The following is a 19,327-nucleotide window of genomic DNA, read 5'->3' on the forward strand; positions in this document are numbered from 1 at the left end:
TATGAGTAACTTTTTTTAATATCATACGATTGGCTCAGGCACTATCTCTCTATTGGCGACAACAGTTAACTTGGAGCACAAGCGATAATGACAGCGCGTTGGAAATCCTTGCCTTTACGGTTACGACTATTTATTTCGTTTGGAACGGTATTGGCATTGGCCATGTTGCTAGCGCTCTATTTACAGGCTCGCTCACACAGCCAAGCGCGCTTGACGAACTTGCTAAACGAAGAGTTACCTGCCCAGGTAGAGGGCCTTGCTACACGGTTAACCCTACGGCTAAGCCCGGCGTTGGCACTGTCAGAAAGCCTAGCCGACAGCTACTTTATTGAAGAGTGGGTACGCGATGGGCTGCCCGATACGTCACAACCCGCGATCATGCGTTATTTATCGCGGTTGATGACCCAACTAGACACTGAACTTCTCTTTATCGCTGCTCAATATCAAGGACGTGGTTACTATTTTCAGTACCGCGATGGGGAGTTTTTAGAGCGAACATTACAAGCGCCTGGCGGCGATGATGATTGGTACTATCAATTTACCGACAGCGGCTCCGCTTATAACTTAAACCTAGATAGCGATACATTTTCACCTGAAGAAGCGTTTGTCTTTTTAAATTTCCGCAGCCGTGAGGAAGCGCTCAATGGTCGCCCACTGGTAGTTGCCGGTGCAGGGTTAGATCTTTCTCGGTTGGCGCAGTTAATTAACGACTTCCGATTAGGCGAAACGGGCCGCGCTGCATTACTAAACGCGGAAGGCGAACTGCTTATTCGTAGCGACGAAACATCACTCGCAGCGCTTCAAAGCCAAGACGCAGACAGCCTATTACAAGATGAACACGAACTTCGTGTGCATGAGCTGCAACGGGATGGACAAACCTTTTTAGTCACTACACGCTGGCTGCCCGAGCTGCAGCGTTATTTAATGATTGAAGTCTCCAAAGAGGAGTATTTAAGCTCCATTAGAGAGCGCTTCTTGGCGTCTACCGGTATCGGGTTGCTGATCCTCTTAGTTGGTCTAATCATTTTATACCCACTTACCGGCAGCTTAATTCGCCCTTTAATCCGCTTTCAGCGCCAGCTAAAAGAGATCACTCTTAGTTTAGATTTATCCCGCCGGGTAGAAACCGATGATCGAGCTGAACTCGGTGTCTTGGCTGACCAAACCAACGAACTGTTAGCCCGACTATCGCGAACTATCATGGCTGTTTCCAATAACGCGTTAGCCCTTACCCAGGTAGCAGATCGCTTGGCGCAAACGGCAGGGCTATCAGGCATCCAGGGCGGCGATATTCGTCATGAAGCGAATCAGACCATGGCCGCCGCCGTGGAAGAGATGGCGTCGTCAGTGGCTGAAATTACCTCGACCATGGAAGAACTTTCCACCTCATCAACGCAAATCGCTGACCACTCCCAATCCGTGGTAGAGGTGGCGAATCAAACGCTGGAACGCAGCCGTAAGGGCAGCACTGCCATGCAGCTGCTACAGTCTAAAATGCAGGATATTCGTAGCGATAGCGAACAGAGTCTGGCAGAAATCATGGCGCTGGGTGCTAAGTCGAAACAAATCAGTAAGGTGATGGAACTGATTAACACCCTTGCTGCGCAAACCAAACTAATTGCTTTCAATGCGGCATTAGAAGCCTCAAGTGCAGGCGAATCCGGCCGTCGTTTTTCCGTGGTCGCTAATGAAATACGTCGCCTGGCAGACAGCGTAACTGACTCAACCCAAGAGATTGAAGGCCACACCGAAGATATTCAAAACGCCATTAACCGGCTGGTCGTTGCCTCTGAAAAGGGTGCATCGTCGATTGAGAAAGGCGTTGAGGTCAGCATTAGTACCGCCCAGGACTTGGATGCCCTGCTCAAAGCGGCCAGCCAAACCAGTAGTGCGGCGCAGCAGATATCGCTGTCAACACAACAGCAGAAAACCGCCAGCAGTCAGGTGGTGATTGCACTGCGGGATATTGATACCGCCAGCTCGCGTAATGCGCAGTCAGTACGCAGCATAACCGACATCAGCCAGGAGATGATTAACATGTCGGCAGAGCTAAACGCTCTGGTGCAGGAGTTTACTCTGGCTCAACAGGATGCAAACCACCAACGCCCTTCGTGAGGATGCCGTGATGAGTGCAATCCGGGTAGTGATCACGGACGACAGTCAACTAGCGCGCGATGTGCTGCGTAATATCCTCACCCGCGATGGCGATATTGAGATTGTTGGTGAAGCCACTAACGGGCGTGAAGCGGTGGAACTTGCCCGTCGCTTAGCGCCGCAGTTAATCACCATGGATCTGAATATGCCGGTGATGGACGGTCTCAGCGCCATTGAAGAAATTATGCATACCAAAGGGGTGCCGATCCTGGTGGTAAGCGACCGCTCTGATGCCGAAACAGCTTATCGTGCGCTTGATGTTGGCGCGCTAGAGGTTATGCAGAAGCCGACCCTTGATGATGAAGACGCACAACGATTACTCGCGCGTGTTCGACTGCTGTCGGGAGTAGCCGTGATTACTCGCCTACGGCGCCGCCCCACCTCGGTTATGCCTGTTGTGGCGATAAACGCACCACCTGTCTGTCACCCCACTATGCCGAAAGCGTTTCAACGCATCGTCGCTATTGCTTGCTCTACCGGTGGGCCGCAGGCATTGGCCCATTTACTGAGTAAGCTGCCCGCCAACTTTCCTGCGCCAGTGGTGATTGCTCAACATATCAGCCATGGGTTTATTGAAGGCATGGCGCACTGGCTGGCATCACTATGTTCAATGCCAGTTCGCGTTGCTCAACATGGTGAACCGCTCAAACCAGGGTGTATTTATCTATCGCCGTCGGAAACTAACCTACATGTAACGCCTCATCACCGCCTACAGTTACAACAAGGGCCTGACAATGCGCTCTACCACCCTAGCTGCGATGCGCTGTTAACGAGCGTTGCCAATGTATATGGTCCGGAGGCAATTGGTGTCATTTTAACGGGCATGGGACGCGACGGCGTTAATGGGGTGCGTGCCATACACCTAGCGGGCGGTAGCACCTTTGCTCAAAATGAAGCTAGCTCGGTCATCTATGGGATGAACCAAGAAGCGGTGAATGCCGGTGTTATTCAACACATTGTGGCGCTTGATGAGCTACCTGATAGGCTTATTCATGAATCAAGCGGTCAACGGGCATCTTCGTGGATGCAACCGCTATGAGTTCCATACATTCGCTAACGCCGTTTAAGGATCTCGTACGCCGTCGCTGTGGTTTACACTTAGAAGGCCTTGCTGAAGCTCGTTTAGTGAAAGCCATTGATACTCTTCAAGCCGAAACCAACGTATCTGATACATCATCGCTTCTTGCGCAATTAGCGCAAAACGACGTGTTGTTTAATCATTTTATTAGTCAGTTAACGGTAAACGAAACCTACTTTTATCGAGAACCAGAGGCACTTGATTGGTTAGCCGATGTTCATCTTCCAAAGCGACTAGCTGAAAAAGGTAAGCCACTGACCATTCTAAGCGCGGGCTGCTCATCGGGCGAAGAACCCTACAGTATCGCTATTGCGCTGTTTGAGCGTTACGGCGAACGTGCCAAACAACTCTTCCATATTACCGGCGGAGATGTTGATCAGCAGGTACTTAGCAAAGCCCAACAGGGCATTTACAGCGGCATGTCGTTTCGGGCACTGAGCCCTGCGCTTAAACACCACTATTTTCGCCCAGAGGGTCGACGCTTCAAAATAGAGGAGACGCTTCGTCAGTGGATAACTTTTCGCTCGTTCAACGTGTTACAGCCAAATACTGACAAAATCGGCCTTTTCGACGTTATCTTATTTCGCAATGTATCGATCTATTTTGACGAATCGACCCGACGCGATATACAGCGCCATTTGCAACAGTTACTGGCGCCAAATGGCGTTTTGTTGTGTGGAGTCACGGAAACCTTAGGCAACGATCTGGGCGTTTTGGAACTACAGCAGGCCCAGGGGGTGTTTTTCTTCCAGGAGGCGCAGGCCAGCGCTCTACCGGCTAATGATGAGCCACACGATAACAACGATGATGAGTGGCTAGTCCCGCCGGTGCAGGTAGATACTTATTCACCCTCTGAGGATAACGCTGAGTTCGAGTCGCTGACGTCGTTTAACAAAGCCTTACTGCAGGCTCACCAGTTACTCAACCAGAACGCGTTTTCTGAAGCCGCCGCGCTACTTTCCAAACTGTTAGCCCAACAACCTTGGAGTGTTGATGCGCTGCTACTGGCAGGTTTAGTTGCTCGTTGGCAGCAGGGCTTTACGGATGCCTATGATTATTTCAAGCGCGCTATTTATGTGGCTCCTGAGTGCTGGCCAGCGCACTTTTTTCAAGCCGAACTTTTCCGTTTAGGCGAGCTTAACGATGCCCCAACGCAGCGTCAGCGTGGCTACGCAGCGGTTATTCGCCTATTGGATGCCTCAAAACAGGCCGATGGTGGGTTAACGATCATTGAGCCGCCTATCTCACCTGGGGATGCCTACTTTTTGGCAACTCGTCACCTTCGTGCACAAACGGCCACACAGGGAGTGGGTTAATGGCACTGGATATTAAACGCTTTATTCAGCGCTTTATTGAAGAAGCGTCGGATCACTTGCCCCGTTTAAGGGAAGGTATCGAAGCACTTGAACAAGGCGACACCCAGCAAGAGCGAATTAACGAGCTATTTCGCGCTGCTCATACGCTGAAAGGCTCTTCACGTATGCTGAAGCTGGCGCCCATTACAGCGATCGCTCACAGCACTGAAGAGTTATTAAGCGCACTGCGTGACGGATCACAAACCGCCTCGCCGGATATCACATGTCTTTTAAATCAGGCGACGGATGCCCTGTCGGACCTGGTCAGTCAACTTGCCCAAAATGTGCCACCCGCAGAGCTACCCGAGGCTGATAGCCAGCTCTGCCAAGCGCTGGAAAACGCCGCTGCGGGAAAGCTAACCCCAACGTCTGAACGGCTCCCTGAAACAGCAGCACTCGTGAACAGCGAACCTAGCGTTACACCGCCTACCACAAAGAGCCCAGCACTTCCGGCTCAAGAACTGCGTTTAACAGATACGGTACGCGTGCGCCTTGACCGTTTGGATGACGTGATTCGCCTAATGGGCGAAGTATTATCAGGGCACCATCATCTGCACTCCCTGGTAGAACAAGCTCGCAGCCTCGGCGCGGCTCTTCCCAAAGATCAGCAGGCCCCCTTTAACGCCTTTAGCCGCGAGTTGAAAGACAGCGTGCTTTCCCACGACGGGCTAATGAGTGACCTTCATGATCGAGCACTGCAGATGCGTATGTTACCGTTGAGCGTGGTGTTTGACCCCTTATCCCAAATGGCCAGAGACCTTGCCCATTCGCTAGGCAAACAGGTTAATTGCCGTGTTCACGGCAGTGAAATTGAACTTGACCGACAAATGATAGATCGCCTGTCGGACCCGCTTATTCATCTGCTGCGGAATGCACTAGATCACGGTTTGGAAGCACCCGATGAACGCCAAGCAGCGGGTAAGCCTGCTCGGGGGCAGTTGTCGCTAGAGGCATGGCAAGACGGCAGCTGGGTAGTGATTGAAATGCGCGATGACGGCGCGGGTATTTCCCTAGAAGCGGTACGCCGCAAGGCGCTCTCCAAGCAGCTGCTCAGCGAAGAGCAGTTGCTTGCCCTAACCGAACAGGAAACCCTAGAGCTTATTTTCCTGCCCGGCTTTTCAACCAAACCGCTGATTACCGATTTTTCAGGCCGCGGCGTGGGCATGGATGTCGTCAAACGAACCGTTATTGATGAACTCAACGGTGATTTACATCTTTCCAGCCATTCCGGCAAAGGCACCTGCTTTACCCTGCGCCTGCCTTTATCGCTGGCCATGATGCGTGTTCTGTTGATAAAAGTGGGTGCCATCACGCTAGGTATCACGGCACCTTATGTATCAGAGCTTGTAGAGCATCTATCAACGAACTTTATCGATGCTGCTGGGCAAAAAACACTAATCTTACGTAACGAATTTGTGCCAGTCGTTTCTCTCGCAGAATTATTAGGCCTTTCCTACACGCCCTCTACTGCTGATAATTTGCTATTACTTGTCGTACATCAACGTCATCAAAAACTCGCGTTAATTATCGATGCGTTAGTGGATGAACGCGATATGGTGATTAAGCCTTTACCCGCCCATTTACGCCATTTGCCGTTGGTATCGGGTATGGTCACTCTGGGGCGCAATACGCTGGTCAGCCTTTTACATGTACCAACATTACTGGAGCACTCACGTCGCTATGCACCACGGACGTTAGTGAAAACGGAACAACCGCTCCAGGCGCATCGTATACTGGTTGTCGATGACTCACTGAACACCCGTGAAATTGAAAAAGACGTTTTAGAGGCATGGGGCTATCAGGTCACACTGGCAGAAAATGGCCGTGATGGGCTTAATAAAGCCCTTGCTGATTCGTTTGATGCCGTGCTAACCGATGTCGAAATGCCGGTCATGGATGGTTTTGCACTGACTGCAAGTCTGCGAGAAAATGAGCTTTATCGTTATAAGCCTATTATCATTATTACATCACGAGAAAAAGAAGCGGATCGCCGACGTGGCATTGAAGTAGGCGCTGATGCCTATATTGTTAAAGGTAGTTTTGATCAAAATAATTTAGTGGACACGCTGAGAGCTTTACTCGGCTAAGCACACTTCATGGTGGGGGGTAATCATGCAAATTTTGGTCGTAGACGACGACCCATTAGCCTGTGAAATGACAGCAGCGTTACTTGAGTTTCAAGGCTATACAACGATCATGGCCAATGATGCCATGGAGGCTGTTCAACACTTGGACAACCTGGATACTATCGAGCTTATTGTCAGCGACATGCATATGCCGCTTATTAATGGCATCGAATTTTTGGAAATGTTGCGTGAACAAGACGTCTCTCTGCCTTTTATTTTACTCAGCGGCGACACCCCTGAGCCAGAGCTACTGCAAACACCAGGCTTGAATGCCTGCTTACAAAAAGATGCGCAGCTAACCTCTACACTCCAACATGCCGTGACCCAAGCGCTCAATGGTTAAACCTAAGCTATCTGCTTCACGACGCATCGTTTGCCCACATAAACAGGTAGTCTGATGTCATCCTCTGCTCCGACGCTGCACGAAAAGCTGAACCATTTGCGCCACCGTTTTATTGAACAGCTGCCAGCACGTTTACAGCAAACCGCCGACAAGTGGCAACAAAGCCACCTGTCGCTGGAGGCAGAGTCACGCTTAGCGCCTGAACTCCATCGCTTTTTCCACAGCTTAAAAGGTACAGGGCGCTCGTTAGGCTTTGAGCGCATTGCGATGTTAGCCAATCAAGGCGAAGAAGCGCTAAAAACAAGCCCTACTCCACCTACATTAAACAGCTTGATACCTCAGCTTTTTCAACAGCTTGCCGAGGAAATTAAGTATTTGCAGTCCCAGCAAGGCCAGCAGACGGTGCTGGCATCGCTTAACAGTATTGAGCTGTCATCGGCCATTGCACAGCCACGCAGTAAGCGTCAACGGCTAATCTATTTATGCGACGACGAACCCGACCAAGTTAGTCAGCTGCTGCATCACCTGCGCTGTTTCGGCCATGAAGTGGTTCATTTTGAAGACACCGAATCTTTCTTTAACGCGGTCATTACCCGTCGACCCGACGCTATCATCATGGATGTGCAGTTTCCTCAAGGTAACACCGCGGGTACTGAAACGCTGACCAGCCTGAACAAGCTCACCGGAGAACGGCTGCCTTCTATTGTATTGTCATCCTACGGCGATTTTTATTCACGGCTGAGCGCTGTTCGTGCTGGCTGCAATGGCTACTTTACTAAGCCCATTAAGCCACTGGATTTAATGTTAGCCATCGATGAACTCACCACTCCACTAGATGAAGAGCCTCTGCGCGTATTGGTCGTTGATGATGAGCCAGAAGCGGCGGCCTATCACTCATTGATTCTTGAAGAAGCAGGTATGATTGTTCAGCAGGTTAATCACCCTGCGGATGCGTTAGCGGCGCTGGACCGTTTTAGTCCTGACTTACTGCTAATTGATGTCTATATGCCAGTGTGTTCTGGGGAAGAGCTGGCGACGATTATTCGCCAGCAATCCGCGCATATTGGCCTGCCGATTATTTATCTATCTAGCGAAACAGACAGCCAAAAGCAGCTTTCGGCCATGACCGCAGGCGTAGAGGCCTTTATTACTAAGCCTGTTACCCCCGATGAACTGGTCTCTGCGGTACAGCTGCGTGCCGAACGCTTGCATTTACTGCGCTCTCTGATGACCCAAGACAGCATGACGGGGCTTTATAACCATAGCACCACCACTGACATGATCGGTAAAGCCCTCGCCCATGCCTATCGCGAAGGCAGCCAGCACGCCATGGCCATGCTGGATATCGATCATTTTAAAACCGTCAATGATACCCATGGGCACTTAGCGGGTGATCAGGTCATTATCACACTGGCTCGGCTGCTAAAAACTCGCTTGCGCGTATCCGATATTATTGGACGCTATGGTGGGGAAGAGTTTGTTGTATTACTAAAAGGGATCACTGCAGAACGCGCAGCCGAACTTATTGATGAACTGCGCCACGATTTTGAACTAGTGGATTTTCATGCCGGTGGAGAGCGCTTTCGCTGCACCTTCAGTGCAGGCATTAGCAGTTTTCCTAACCAGCCTTCCACTGAAGCGTTACGCCTTAGCGCAGACCAAGCGCTTTACCTTGCTAAGCGGCAAGGGCGTAATCAAGTAGTGATCAGTAAAGAGCATGACCCAAACCATCGTAGCGCAGCACAACGTGACACGGGAAAACAATGACCGATACTGCTCCACAACGTGATGCACAAGCTATCTCTCTTGAAGAAGCGCTAGCACGCCAGAGTAACGGCGAGTCGATTATTGATGTGGACGAACCCTGCCAGCAGTTGGTGCTATTTCGTTTAGCAGGTCAACGCTTCGCCTTCCCTGGCAGTGCGGTCAATGAAATTTTGAACGGTGACCAACCCGTGTATTTTGTGCCTGGGCTGCCCGACTCGATGGAAGGTGTGATTCACTTACGCGGCAACATTGAATCGGTGATGACGCTGCGGTCACTGCTTGAGCTTCCCCCTGCAGAACAAACGGGCATGCTGTTATTAGTTACCGCGGCAGGCATTCGTAGCGCCGTTCGTATCGACCATTTAGACGATGTTTGCGACATTCCGATCAGCACGCTGAAACCCGCCCCAGACACCCTTTCCAGCCAGTTAACGCCCTATGTAAGTGGGCTCTGGCAACCTGAAGCAACGCCGGAAGAGAGCGAGAGAGAAGCAGCTGAAGGTTATTCTGAAAAACGCAGCGCAGCCATTGTTCTACTCGACCCAGACGCGTTATTCAGTGCTTATCAGCAAGGCTTAGGGTAAGTCATGGTAAATGGTGCACCGAAGCACTCCTCAGACCCACCGTCCCATGTTGCCTTAGTGCTATTTAGTGCTGGCAAGACCCTGGCCGCCATTGAAGCACGTCATATCACTGGGTTAGCGAACATAGCCCGCTTACCACGATGCGCCAATGCTGAGCGCCTGCTGCTTAATACTCAACTAATAAGCATAGCCCCTACTCACTGGCTCACCCTGCAAGATGCCGATGGCGCTTGGCAGTTAGGTGTCTCGGGAGAAGTTGTTTTAGCACATACGCCAATAGTGGAACTGTTTCCATTGCCCGCTCTAATTGCTGCACGCCACGCAAGCCCCGCTCTGCGAGGCTTAGCGTTGGCCAACCAAACGGTACGCTTGTTATTTGATGGCGCAGCGCTTAAACCAGACCTAACGCTGTAACCATAAACAGCGAACCGGCGTGCCTTTCTCTATCTGCTGGTGCGGGTCAATCACCGCTAATGCGTCAGCACTAATACACGATGAAAGCACGCCTGAGTTTTGGTCTTCAAACGCATCAGCTATGACGCCCTCCTCGCTAAACCGCAGCGCAACACGCATATAGTGCTGGCGTGGGCCAGTACTCGTGTTGAAATTAGCCGTGGCCATTAGGGCAGGCAAGGCGCTCAACGCTGAGCAACCCAGTAGGCTTCCTATCAAAGGACGTAAAAACAACCACGCGCCCACAAACCCAGAAACAGGGTTACCCGGCAACCCTACAAAACGCGCCTCGCTGCCATCTTCACGTGGCAGACGGCCTAGCGCCAACGGTTTTCCTGGGCGAATCGCCAGTTTCCACATATCTAATTGGCCTAGCGTTTCCAGCGCAGCCTTAACATGATCTTCTTCTCCGACGCTAACCCCACCGGTGCTGACAACCACGTCAGCGACGGAGGCGGCTTGCGTTAATAATTTGACCGTCTGGGCATAATCGTCAGGCACACTAACCCGCTGTACCACCTCCGCACCAAAGTTTTCTAGCAATCGTTTCAGCATCGGCCGATTAGAGTTATATAGCTGACCTGGCTTTAACGGCGTGCCAGGATCAACTATTTCGTCACCCGTCGACAGTAGCGCTACCCTCGGCCGACGACGCACGCTCACCTGGGTAATTCCTTGCCCCGCCAAATGCCCCAGCGCTGCCGCCTCCAGGCGCTCGCCTGCCGCCAGCAGCAGCTCCCCCTGGTGTACATCACGCCCTTGGCGGCGCACGTTGTCGCCCACCGGCAGTGCATCCGGCATCAATGCTTGGTCACCGTGCTGCGTTACCCGCTCTTGCATCACTACACAGTCGGCGCCATCAGGAATCTCACCGCCGGTAAAAATGCGCGCACAACTGCCTGGTGCCAAGGGTACAGCGGGGCTGCCCGCCGCAATACGCTGGCTGATCGGCAGCCACTTGCCCGCATCACTGGCACGAAGCGCGTAGCCATCCATTGCGCTGTTATCAAATGGCGGGACGTCTAGCTGTGCGTTAACAGCGTCGGTCAACACACGCCCAGCTGCCGCATCAAGCGGCACACGCTCAGCGCCAAGCGGAGTGACATCGGCTAGCAGCGCTTCAAGCGCGGCACTTATCGGCTGTAACTCAGCCATGCTGCCCCCGGCCTGGAATGACGAGGTTGGCGAAGTTGCAGGGTTTGTGGCGGCTGTCGAGTTGTTCCGCCAAAATGCCGTCCCAACCAGTGCGGCAGGCGCCGGTTGAACCTGGCAGGCAAAACATGACTGTGGCATTAGCGAAGCCACCTAACGCGCGGCTTTGAATGGTTGAACTACCAATCTCATCACCACTCAGCTGGCGAAAACGTTCACCGAATCCCTCAATACGCTTATCCAGTAGCACGGACACCGCCTCAGGCGTCGAGTCACGCCCCGTAAAGCCAGTGCCGCCCGTGGTAATCACCACCTGAACGTTGGCATCGGCAATCCACTGGGCAACGACCGCGCGGATTTGGTAGACGTCATCTGGCACGATGCGCTTTTCGGCTAGGGTGTGACCTGCTTCGGTTAAACGTTGTACCAGCGCTTGTCCAGAGCGGTCGGTCTCTTCCGTGCGCGTATCCGATACCGTCAATACCGCTATTTTTAAGGGCTCCATGCTGTCCATGGGCTTACTCCTTGGCTTTTTTCTGGGCTTGGCGAGCCTCTAATGCGGCTAGCTGTTCAGGAGTTGCGGTACCTTGGTAGTGGGCTTTCCATTCGCTGTAGGGCATGCCGTAGACATACTCACGGGCAGCGTCATAGTCCAGTGCTTTACCTTGCTCATCTGCTGCCGTAACTAGCCATTTAGATAGGCAGTTACGACAGAAGTCAGCAAGAATCATTAGGTCGATATTTTGCACATCTTTATTATCGTCTAAATGTTGTAGCAAGCGGCGAAACGCGGCAGCTTCTAGTTCTGTACGCGTGGTTTGGTCTAGTTCATTGAACGATGACATTACCGATCCTCTTATCAAGTGACTGTGAAGCAGCATAACAAAAGACACCGCCCGAAGGCGGTGTCGAAAAGCGTTTCAGCAAACGGCTTAGCTAGGCTTAGTGGCGGAAACATCGCCACCACTACTGCTACCCGCTTTTTGTGCCGCGACTTCTTCTTCGCTTAGGGCTTGATCTTTGACCTCTTCGTACCACAAGTTGTGGTGCTCTTTGGCCCAGGTTTCATCGACATAGCCTGTGGTCATACCTTCCAGTGAACCTTCCGTTCCGACGGTGCCAATATAAATATGGCCTAGCGCAACCGCCGTTAAACCCAGCGCACCCACTGCGTGGATAATATTTGCCCACTGCATAGTGTCACGGCCTTGGCCATAGTTGGGGAAGTCGAGTACAAAGCCACTGGCTACCACCACCAACCCAGCAGTTGCTAACAGCCAGTACCACGCTTTCTCACCACCGTTGGCAAAGCCTGCATCTGGGTGGCCTTTACCCACCAGCCCACCACCCATTTTGAACCACTGCAAATCGTGCTTTTTCGGAATGTTGTCTTTCAGCAATTTGAGCAGCAGCACCACCAACAGGATGCCAAACACCGGGCCGAGGTAGTTATGCAGTACTTTGGAAGCGGAGATCATCCACGCCCAAACGGCATCGCCAAACAGCGTGCGAAACACAAATTTACCAAATAGCAGATTCAAACCGGTTAACGCTAAGGTGATAAACAGCGTAGCCACGGTCCAGTGAAGCGACCGCATAAGCAACGACCAGCGAAAAAGCTTTCGCCCTGTGCGCGGTTCATCGAGGTGTTTGCGCCCAACAATAAAGTAGAACAGCGCAATCACTGCAATCATCCCACCAACCGTAATCAACCCAAACGGTGACACCCAACGGTTGCGGATCTGCCGCCAAGTTTCACCACTTGAATTAATCAGGTTGTAGTTACTGTCAAAACGCGAGTCGCGATAGTTAGGCCCTGTTTCTCCACTGCGAACCTGCCGCCACTGGTCGGCACTAATACCAGGAGCAGCGGTTACCATTTCGCGGTCTGTATCAGCTTGGGCAACCGCTAGTTGAGACATGCCAAGACTTGCAACCACCAGCAGTAACAGGATGCCGACACGCCAACAGCGCTGGAAAAACGCCCTCAACCAAGGTGCCTGTGAAGGCACCTGAGAGGTCGTTGTTGTTATGGTCATTGATGTCATGACACGCCTCCTTACCCTTTACGGGCAGCATCGTAGGCAAGGTTGTCAGTACTGGCCTGGGGGTTATTCGACCAAGCACCATCTTTATGGCCACGATGGACGACACGCTGACGGAAAATATCGGCAACATCTTGAGCATCACCCGCTAGAAGGGCTTTGGTAGAGCACATTTCCGCGCATAGCGGCAGCTTGCCTTCCGCGATGCGGTTGGAGCCGTACTTCTCGTACTCTTCCTCTTTGCTCTCTGCTGGGCCGCCTGCACAGAAAGTGCACTTGTCCATTTTTCCGCGCTCACCAAATGCATTCTGCTGAGGGAACTGCGGTGCGCCAAAGGGGCACGCATACAGACAGTAGCCACAGCCAATGCACAAGTCTTTATCGTGCAGCACGATGCCATCGTCGGTTTTATAGAAGCAGTCGGTCGGACAAACGGCCATACAGGGCGCGTCGTCACAGTGCATACAAGCGACTGAAATCGACATTTCATCCGCTTCGCCGTCATTAAGCGTCACTACGCGGCGTCGCTGAATGCCCCACTCTACATCATTGGCGTTTTTACAGGCGGTGACACAGCCGTTGCACTCGATGCAGCGCTCGGCGTCACACATAAATTTCATTTGAGCCATGGTGTTCTCCTCTCACCAGCGTGGCACTAGGCCACGCTGGGTTCTGTCAGGTCAGTCGAGACGTTTATTAGCTTAAGCGCGCTCAATTCGGCAGATGGTGCACTTGGTTTCTTGCATGAGTGTCACCGGGTCATAGCCATAGGTCGTGGCGGTGTTCGCCGCTTCACCAATAATGTACGGGTCAGACCCATCCGGATACCGATCACGCAGGCTCTCACCTTGGAACATGCCGCCAAAGTGGAACGGCATAAAGGCGACCTTACGATCCACTCGCGGTGTCACCAGCGCTTTCACTTTCACACGGCCACCTTCGGCACCTTCCACCCATACGTCGTCACCGTCGCGTACGCCAATATCGTTGGCATCGGCTGGGTTCATCTCGACAAACATCTCTTGCTGCAGCTCAGCTAGCCAAGACATGGAGCGTGTTTCTTCACCGCCCCCTTCATACTCGACCAAACGACCTGACGTGAGAATGATCGGATAATCGGCGCTGTTATCGCGATCCTGAATGGTTTTGTACAGCGTGGGCAGACGCATAATCGAGTCAAAGTCATCCCACGTGGGATAGCGTTCGACCAGATCACGACGGGTGGTGTAAAGCGGCTCACGGTGTTTTGGCACGGCATCTGGGAAAGTCCATACCACTGCGCGCGCTTTCGCGTTGCCATAAGGCGCACAACCTCGTCCAATCGCCACCCGCTGGATACCGCCAGAAAGATCGGTTTTCCAGTTTTTGCCTTCAGCGGCCACTTTCTCAACATCGGTCAGATCATTCCACCAACCGAGGTCTTTAAGCAGTTGGTCGGTAAATTCGGGGTAGCCGTCATCAATCTCACCACCAACCGGCGCTGAGCCTTCAGCCAGCAAATTAACGCCGTCGCGCTCAATACCAAAACGGGCGCGGAAACCCATGCCGCCTTCCATGACAGGCACACTAGTGTCATACAGGTTGGGCGAGCCGGGGTGTTTAAACTCTGGTGTGCCCCAGCACGGCCATGGCAGTCCGTAGTAATCTCCGTCGGCGGGACCACCTTGGGCACGCAGGTTCTCGAAGCTAAAGGTATGCCAGTTTTTCTGGTGTTCTTTGAGACGCTCAGGGCTTTGGCCGGTGTAGCCAACGGTCCACATGCCACGGTTAATTTCGCGCAGCACGTCTTCAATCAGAGGCTCGTTGCCGTTCATCTCAAAGTTCTTCACGAACTCATTACCGAAGCCAAGCTTGTTGGCAAACAGGTACATAATTTCGTGATCAGGCTTTGATTCAAATAGCGGCTCAATGACTTGATCGCGCCACTGAATAGAGCGGTTGGTTGCCGTCACACTGCCGGTGGTTTCAAACTGGGTCGCCGCAGGCAGTAGATAAACACCATCAGAACGGTCATGCATCACCGAGGCAACCGTGGGATAAGGGTCAACAATGACCATCATCTCAAGCTTCTGCATGGCTTTTTGCATTTCCACGCCGCGGGTTTGCGAGTTGACCGCGTGCCCCCAGTAGAACATTGCTTTTAGCGCGGTGCGCTGGGAGATATTTTCGTCTTCTTCCAGTACACCATCTACCCAGCGGGATACGGTAATACCGCTAGAATACATCGGCTTACCATCAGCGTATTCGGTATCGTCAAAGCGGCCTTTTAGCCACTCATAATCGACATCCCACACCTGAGACCAGTGCTGCCATGCGCCTTCGGCCAAACCGTAATAACCTGGCAATGAGTCGCAGCCTAGGCCAAGGTCGGTGGCACCTTGTACGTTATCGTGGCCCCGCAAAATGTTGGCACCACCACCGGATTTACCAATATTGCCCAGCGCCAGCTCTAAAATGCAGTACGCGCGAGTGTTGTTGTTACCGGTAGTGTGCTGGGTACCACCCATACACCACACCACACAGCCCGGACGATTGTCAGCAAGCCGTTTGGCCACATCAAACATCTCTGATTCCGGTACGCCAGTAATGTCTTCCACGACACTCGGCGTGAACTGTGCCACCTCTGCGCGCACTTCATCCATGCCGTAAACACGCTGGCTGATATATTCACTATCTTCCCAGCCGTTTTCAAAGATGTGCCACAGCAGACCCCAGATATAGGCAACATCCGAGCCTGGACGCAGACGTACATATTTATTGGCTTTTGCTGCGGTGCGCGTAAAGCGTGGATCCGCGACGATGATGTCGCAATTATTACGCTCTTTAGCAATCAGAATGTGCTGCATCGCTACCGGGTGAGCTTCACTCGGGTTAGAGCCGATGAACAGAATCGCCTTGCTGTTCTGCATATCATTGAGCGAATTGGTCATCGCGCCGTAACCCCAGGTGTTTGCAACACCTGCCACGGTGGTGGAGTGACAAATTCGCGCTTGGTGATCGGTGTTGTTGGTGCCCCACATGGAGGCCAGCTTGCGCATTAAGTACGCCTGCTCGTTATTGAATTTGGCTGAGCCAAGCCAGTAAACACTGTCGGGTCCGTGGGCTTCACGCAGTTCAAGCAGCTTGTCGCCAATTTCATTAACCGCGTCGTCCCAACTCAGCCGTTGCCATTCACCCGCCACTAACTTCATTGGGTACTTGAGACGACGAGTGGAGTGGCCGTGCTGGCGTAGTGAGGCCCCTTTGGCGCAATGGGCGCCACGATTAATCGGATGGTCGAAGGCAGGCTCTTGTTTTGTCCAGATACCTTCTTGAACTTCGGCATACACACCACAGCCCACCGAGCAGTGCGAGCAGATGGTGCGCTTAGTTTCGACGGGGGAATCTAATACGGGGGTTTTAGTCGCCGATTCAGCGCGCTGCATCATTGGCGCACCCATAAAGCCTGCAGCTGCTACACCACCGGTGGCGACACCACTACGCTTTAAGAATTGACGACGGGAGATTCCAAGCCCTGAAGCATTGGGAGTGTTGGTTTTGCGAGTTAGACGCATGGCAGTTCTCCTGGCAGTGTGCCGTCAATCACGCAGCGACGCATAGTAAGCGCGGATATGGTCGGTTTCGTGGTAATTCGTTGTTTTTTTAGGCTCAACCGAGGGGGTGTTATCGGCTTGAGCTAGCGTGACGTGACCTACTGCGGCGGCCGCACCAGCAGCGGCGGTACCTAGACCAACGGTTTTCATAAACCGGCGGCGCTCAGGGTTATGTGACGTGTGCATGGGTTTCTCCTCTATCATGCCCTTTTTCTTATACGTGGCCCGCAGGCCTTGCTATTTGCTTACCACTGCGCACTGCCACTCACGGTGTGACGTCGCGCGCCGCGCCGGCTGCGTCTGTCGTTGGCTCCACAAACCGCACCGGTTGATAGGCCGCTCTTTCGCTCAACGTTGCCTGTTCGCTTTCCATAAACGCGCCGCCCAACTGGCCAAGCGATGCGTAAAAAACAGTGTCTACTTTAGTAAGGTCGTCAAAGCAGTGCTTCACCCAAGGAGCAATGTGCTGTTGGAAGAAGTAAGTTTGTTCGCCGCTTTGCGCCGTAATCAGCATCGCCATGACCTCGCAGACAGCCGCCAGGTGGTCTTCTGGCTCGCGGGTATGCTCGCTGCGCTCAAACCCCAGTGCCCGAAGATCCTGACGCAGGGCCACTAGTGCGGCTTCCATTAGTTCTCCGTTTCGGTACCAAGAGGCGTAAGGCACTACTTCGCCCTGAATAACGCCAACAAGAAGGCGAAAGTGCGCGCGCTGAAGATTCTCAGGACTGCTTTGGCCAGCGGCGTGAGAAAGTGCTGCCCAGCACTCAGCCAAACGGCTACCGTCTTGTTCAATGTCTAGGTTAGCGAGCCAGGTTAATAGCTCGCAGTCAGGTGCTTGGCGTAGCAGGCTGGCTAAAAGCTGATAAATATCGGCCCGCAGTGCATCGGTATCGCTTAGTGTGGGCATTGCATCACTCATTGCTTTACACCTTCAGTTGCGCATCAGGGTCACGGATCATGGCTTTCCACACATCTTTGACCCGACAGTCCTCGCACATTTCTAGCCGTGCTAGCGCATCGCCCGCGAAATAGGGGTGGTCAGCTAGCTTCGCTTTGATCGTCGCTACCGTACTGGCAGTAGCAAACGGCTTGCCACAGCCAATGCACTCAAAGGCCGCCTCTTCGTGGCAAATGTGCCGAGTGTCGCGTTCCGGCGCAGCCAAAAAACCAGGCAGCAGCGTAATCGCGTTTTCAGGGCACGCCTGTTCGCACAGCCCGCACTGCACACAATCAGCTTCCAGAAAGCTCAACGCTGGTGTGTCACCCCCTGCTTTTAGCGCCGGTGTTGGGCAGTTGCTAACGCAGGCATGGCAAAGCGTGCAGGCTTCACGATCGACCTCAATGCCGCCATACGCAGCCCCTTCAGGCATGACATAACGCTCATTGCTAGGAGCCCCAAGTGCTGTGAGTGTGGCGAGCACCTGATTAAAGCGAGTGCGCTTGTGGGGTTCGGTAAAGCGTAACGCTTCGTCGGTTAGCGGCGTCAGGCTAGGTAGTGCATCGCGCTCTTCCGCCTGCTCCGGCTGCAATAACTTAACCCGCGTAGCATCATGCCCCAGTGCCTTCAGCAGCCCATGGGCTTGGGCGACTTGATGGGTGATGAACGTGGTTAAACGAGGCGGCATCTCATCGTGCAACTGAATACGCACTTCAGCCGCTCCGTTCGCGAGTGCGGTAAGCCACTGGTCGTGGCCAGCAGCACCCAGCTCTTCAAGCGGAGCATCTAGTACGTGGCCCGGCGTAACAACACCAGCTTTGCGCTCAGTATCGAGGAAGTCATGAGTGACAAAGCGCATAACAGGCGCTTGACCACCCGCTTCGCGGTAGGCAGCCAGCCACGTCGCTAACGTGTCTTGCTGACGACGGGTTTCGGGCAGGCGGAATTCAATTGCGCCGGTTGGGCAAGCGCTGGTACAGCTGCCCACCCCTTGACAAAGGAACGGGTCAATTTCAATGCGCGATTCAATGCGTCCCTGAACACTGGAAATAGCATCAGCTGGGCAAACATCCAAACAGCGCGTACAGCCAACGTTGCCACTCGATGAGTGCGCACAAAGATCGCTATTAACCTGAAAATAACGTGGCTTATCGAACTCACCAACCAGCTCGACAACGCTGTCCAGAATTTCGTTGCGTTGAGCTTCCTGGGTTAGCCAGTCTAGGCGAATGTAGCCTGGCGGGGGGATTTCCCAGGATTGATCACTGTTCGATATGTCCGCAGCCGTTACGTCGAGCACCACGTCAAACGACTCACGCTCAATCAGCGCTTGCGCCAAATTAAGTGTGTCGTCGTCAGCAACGGCTACTTCAGCGCGAAAGGCACCTAAATAGCCGGTGATGCTTAGCTGTGATCGTTGAAGGTCTGTCAGCGTGTGACAGATTAGCGGCTCGCTAGCAGCTGCTATGTCGGGGGCGATATCGGTTGTCAGAAGCGTCAATGAGGCGAGGCCACGGTTTTGTAGCACGCGGGCAGCATAGCTAACCTCGTGCGCCTTACCTAGCAACAGCGCATGGCCACGACTGTGATACGTCACGTTAGCGGGCGTTAAGTTAACCGGCCACGAGATACGCTGACGCACCGCCTCACGAGCGGTGACATTGATCTGGTCATCTATCGATGCCAGTTGAATTCGTTGGTTCATGCATTCTCACGGTCAGAAAATCGTTTTTTTTATAA

The 19,327-nt window shown here is 52.9% G+C and carries 17 protein-coding genes; 8 read left to right on the top strand and 9 right to left on the bottom strand.

What is annotated here, in order from left to right; all coding sequences use genetic code 11:
* Window positions 1–87 precede the first annotated feature (87 nt).
* Genes K1Y77_RS15880 through K1Y77_RS15915 form a run of 8 tightly spaced genes read left to right on the top strand, consistent with a single transcriptional unit; the run spans window position 88 to window position 9,821 of the window.
* Window positions 88–2,115: a methyl-accepting chemotaxis protein gene (locus K1Y77_RS15880; protein WP_030071292.1), complete on the top strand. Its 2,028-nt coding sequence runs from the start codon at window positions 88–90 to the stop codon at window positions 2,113–2,115.
* Between the two features lie 10 nt (window positions 2,116–2,125).
* Window positions 2,126–3,193, top strand: coding sequence for a chemotaxis-specific protein-glutamate methyltransferase CheB (gene cheB / locus K1Y77_RS15885; protein WP_264429482.1), 1,068 nt, complete (start codon window positions 2,126–2,128; stop codon window positions 3,191–3,193).
* A 5-nt stretch (window positions 3,194–3,198) separates the two neighbouring features.
* Complete coding sequence (locus K1Y77_RS15890; protein WP_264431521.1) at window positions 3,199–4,548, top strand: CheR family methyltransferase; 1,350 nt, start codon at window positions 3,199–3,201, stop codon at window positions 4,546–4,548.
* Window positions 4,548–6,674 carry a hybrid sensor histidine kinase/response regulator gene (locus K1Y77_RS15895; protein WP_264429483.1) on the top strand — a complete coding sequence of 709 codons (2,127 nt, stop codon included), beginning with the start codon at window positions 4,548–4,550 and terminating at the stop codon, window positions 6,672–6,674. Before K1Y77_RS15890 ends, K1Y77_RS15895 begins: the two co-directional genes overlap by 1 nt.
* Before the next feature lie 25 nt (window positions 6,675–6,699).
* Complete coding sequence (locus K1Y77_RS15900; RefSeq protein ID WP_030071301.1) at window positions 6,700–7,056, top strand: response regulator; 357 nt, start codon at window positions 6,700–6,702, stop codon at window positions 7,054–7,056.
* Window positions 7,057–7,110: 54 nt separating this feature from the next.
* A complete protein-coding gene (locus tag K1Y77_RS15905; RefSeq protein WP_051690138.1) occupies window positions 7,111–8,823 on the top strand; it encodes a diguanylate cyclase in 1,713 nt (570 codons plus the stop codon).
* A complete protein-coding gene (locus K1Y77_RS15910) occupies window positions 8,820–9,407 on the top strand; it encodes a chemotaxis protein CheW (protein ID WP_264429484.1) in 588 nt (195 codons plus the stop codon). Before K1Y77_RS15905 ends, K1Y77_RS15910 begins: the two co-directional genes overlap by 4 nt.
* 3 nt (window positions 9,408–9,410) lie before the next feature.
* Complete coding sequence (locus K1Y77_RS15915) at window positions 9,411–9,821, top strand: hypothetical protein (protein ID WP_264019150.1); 411 nt, start codon at window positions 9,411–9,413, stop codon at window positions 9,819–9,821.
* Here K1Y77_RS15915 and K1Y77_RS15920 read toward each other — a convergent pair.
* The 9 genes from K1Y77_RS15920 to K1Y77_RS15960 form a co-directional block, all read right to left on the bottom strand.
* Window positions 9,810–11,015 carry a molybdopterin molybdotransferase MoeA gene (locus K1Y77_RS15920; protein WP_264429485.1) on the bottom strand — a complete coding sequence of 402 codons (1,206 nt, stop codon included), beginning with the start codon at window positions 11,013–11,015 and terminating at the stop codon, window positions 9,810–9,812. The genes K1Y77_RS15915 and K1Y77_RS15920 overlap by 12 nt on opposite strands.
* On the bottom strand, window positions 11,008–11,526 hold the full coding sequence (gene moaB, locus K1Y77_RS15925; protein WP_030071315.1) for a molybdenum cofactor biosynthesis protein B: 519 nt from the start codon (window positions 11,524–11,526) through the stop codon (window positions 11,008–11,010). Before moaB ends, K1Y77_RS15920 begins: the two co-directional genes overlap by 8 nt.
* 4 nt (window positions 11,527–11,530) lie before the next feature.
* On the bottom strand, window positions 11,531–11,857 hold the full coding sequence (locus K1Y77_RS15930; RefSeq protein WP_030071317.1) for a DUF1244 domain-containing protein: 327 nt from the start codon (window positions 11,855–11,857) through the stop codon (window positions 11,531–11,533).
* Between the two features lie 87 nt (window positions 11,858–11,944).
* Complete coding sequence (locus K1Y77_RS15935; RefSeq protein ID WP_404813856.1) at window positions 11,945–12,934, bottom strand: formate dehydrogenase subunit gamma; 990 nt, start codon at window positions 12,932–12,934, stop codon at window positions 11,945–11,947.
* Window positions 12,935–13,071: 137 nt separating this feature from the next.
* Window positions 13,072–13,686: a formate dehydrogenase FDH3 subunit beta gene (fdh3B, locus tag K1Y77_RS15940; protein ID WP_009722867.1), complete on the bottom strand. Its 615-nt coding sequence runs from the start codon at window positions 13,684–13,686 to the stop codon at window positions 13,072–13,074.
* A gap of 72 nt (window positions 13,687–13,758) precedes the next feature.
* Window positions 13,759–16,611 carry a molybdopterin-dependent oxidoreductase gene (locus K1Y77_RS15945; protein WP_264429488.1) on the bottom strand — a complete coding sequence of 951 codons (2,853 nt, stop codon included), beginning with the start codon at window positions 16,609–16,611 and terminating at the stop codon, window positions 13,759–13,761.
* A 24-nt stretch (window positions 16,612–16,635) separates the two neighbouring features.
* Window positions 16,636–16,836 carry a twin-arginine translocation signal domain-containing protein gene (locus K1Y77_RS15950; RefSeq protein ID WP_030071324.1) on the bottom strand — a complete coding sequence of 67 codons (201 nt, stop codon included), beginning with the start codon at window positions 16,834–16,836 and terminating at the stop codon, window positions 16,636–16,638.
* Between the two features lie 79 nt (window positions 16,837–16,915).
* Window positions 16,916–17,569 carry a TorD/DmsD family molecular chaperone gene (locus tag K1Y77_RS15955; protein WP_264429490.1) on the bottom strand — a complete coding sequence of 218 codons (654 nt, stop codon included), beginning with the start codon at window positions 17,567–17,569 and terminating at the stop codon, window positions 16,916–16,918.
* Window positions 17,570–17,573: 4 nt separating this feature from the next.
* Window positions 17,574–19,292: a 4Fe-4S binding protein gene (locus K1Y77_RS15960; protein ID WP_264429492.1), complete on the bottom strand. Its 1,719-nt coding sequence runs from the start codon at window positions 19,290–19,292 to the stop codon at window positions 17,574–17,576.
* Window positions 19,293–19,327 lie beyond the last annotated feature (35 nt).

This window comes from Halomonas qaidamensis (genome assembly GCF_025917315.1).
GTDB lineage: Bacteria > Pseudomonadota > Gammaproteobacteria > Pseudomonadales > Halomonadaceae > Vreelandella > Vreelandella qaidamensis.

Bases quoted from the DNA above. Each gene is read 5' to 3' on its own strand.
- K1Y77_RS15950 (WP_030071324.1), bottom strand. From the start codon at position 16,836: ATGCACACGTCACATAACCCTGAGCGCCGCCGGTTTATGAAAACCGTT.
- K1Y77_RS15905 (WP_051690138.1), top strand. From the start codon at position 7,111: ATGTCATCCTCTGCTCCGACGCTGCACGAAAAGCTGAACCATTTGCGC.
- K1Y77_RS15945 (WP_264429488.1), bottom strand. From the start codon at position 16,611: ATGCGTCTAACTCGCAAAACCAACACTCCCAATGCTTCAGGGCTTGGA.
- K1Y77_RS15880 (WP_030071292.1), top strand. From the start codon at position 88: ATGACAGCGCGTTGGAAATCCTTGCCTTTACGGTTACGACTATTTATT.
- cheB (WP_264429482.1), top strand. From the start codon at position 2,126: ATGAGTGCAATCCGGGTAGTGATCACGGACGACAGTCAACTAGCGCGC.
- moaB (WP_030071315.1), bottom strand. From the start codon at position 11,526: ATGGACAGCATGGAGCCCTTAAAAATAGCGGTATTGACGGTATCGGAT.
- K1Y77_RS15910 (WP_264429484.1), top strand. From the start codon at position 8,820: ATGACCGATACTGCTCCACAACGTGATGCACAAGCTATCTCTCTTGAA.
- K1Y77_RS15935 (WP_404813856.1), bottom strand. From the start codon at position 12,934: ATGTCTCAACTAGCGGTTGCCCAAGCTGATACAGACCGCGAAATGGTA.
- K1Y77_RS15955 (WP_264429490.1), bottom strand. From the start codon at position 17,569: ATGAGTGATGCAATGCCCACACTAAGCGATACCGATGCACTGCGGGCC.
- K1Y77_RS15915 (WP_264019150.1), top strand. From the start codon at position 9,411: ATGGTAAATGGTGCACCGAAGCACTCCTCAGACCCACCGTCCCATGTT.
- K1Y77_RS15895 (WP_264429483.1), top strand. From the start codon at position 4,548: ATGGCACTGGATATTAAACGCTTTATTCAGCGCTTTATTGAAGAAGCG.
- K1Y77_RS15900 (WP_030071301.1), top strand. From the start codon at position 6,700: ATGCAAATTTTGGTCGTAGACGACGACCCATTAGCCTGTGAAATGACA.
- fdh3B (WP_009722867.1), bottom strand. From the start codon at position 13,686: ATGGCTCAAATGAAATTTATGTGTGACGCCGAGCGCTGCATCGAGTGC.
- K1Y77_RS15960 (WP_264429492.1), bottom strand. From the start codon at position 19,292: ATGAACCAACGAATTCAACTGGCATCGATAGATGACCAGATCAATGTC.
- K1Y77_RS15930 (WP_030071317.1), bottom strand. From the start codon at position 11,857: ATGTCATCGTTCAATGAACTAGACCAAACCACGCGTACAGAACTAGAA.
- K1Y77_RS15920 (WP_264429485.1), bottom strand. From the start codon at position 11,015: ATGGCTGAGTTACAGCCGATAAGTGCCGCGCTTGAAGCGCTGCTAGCC.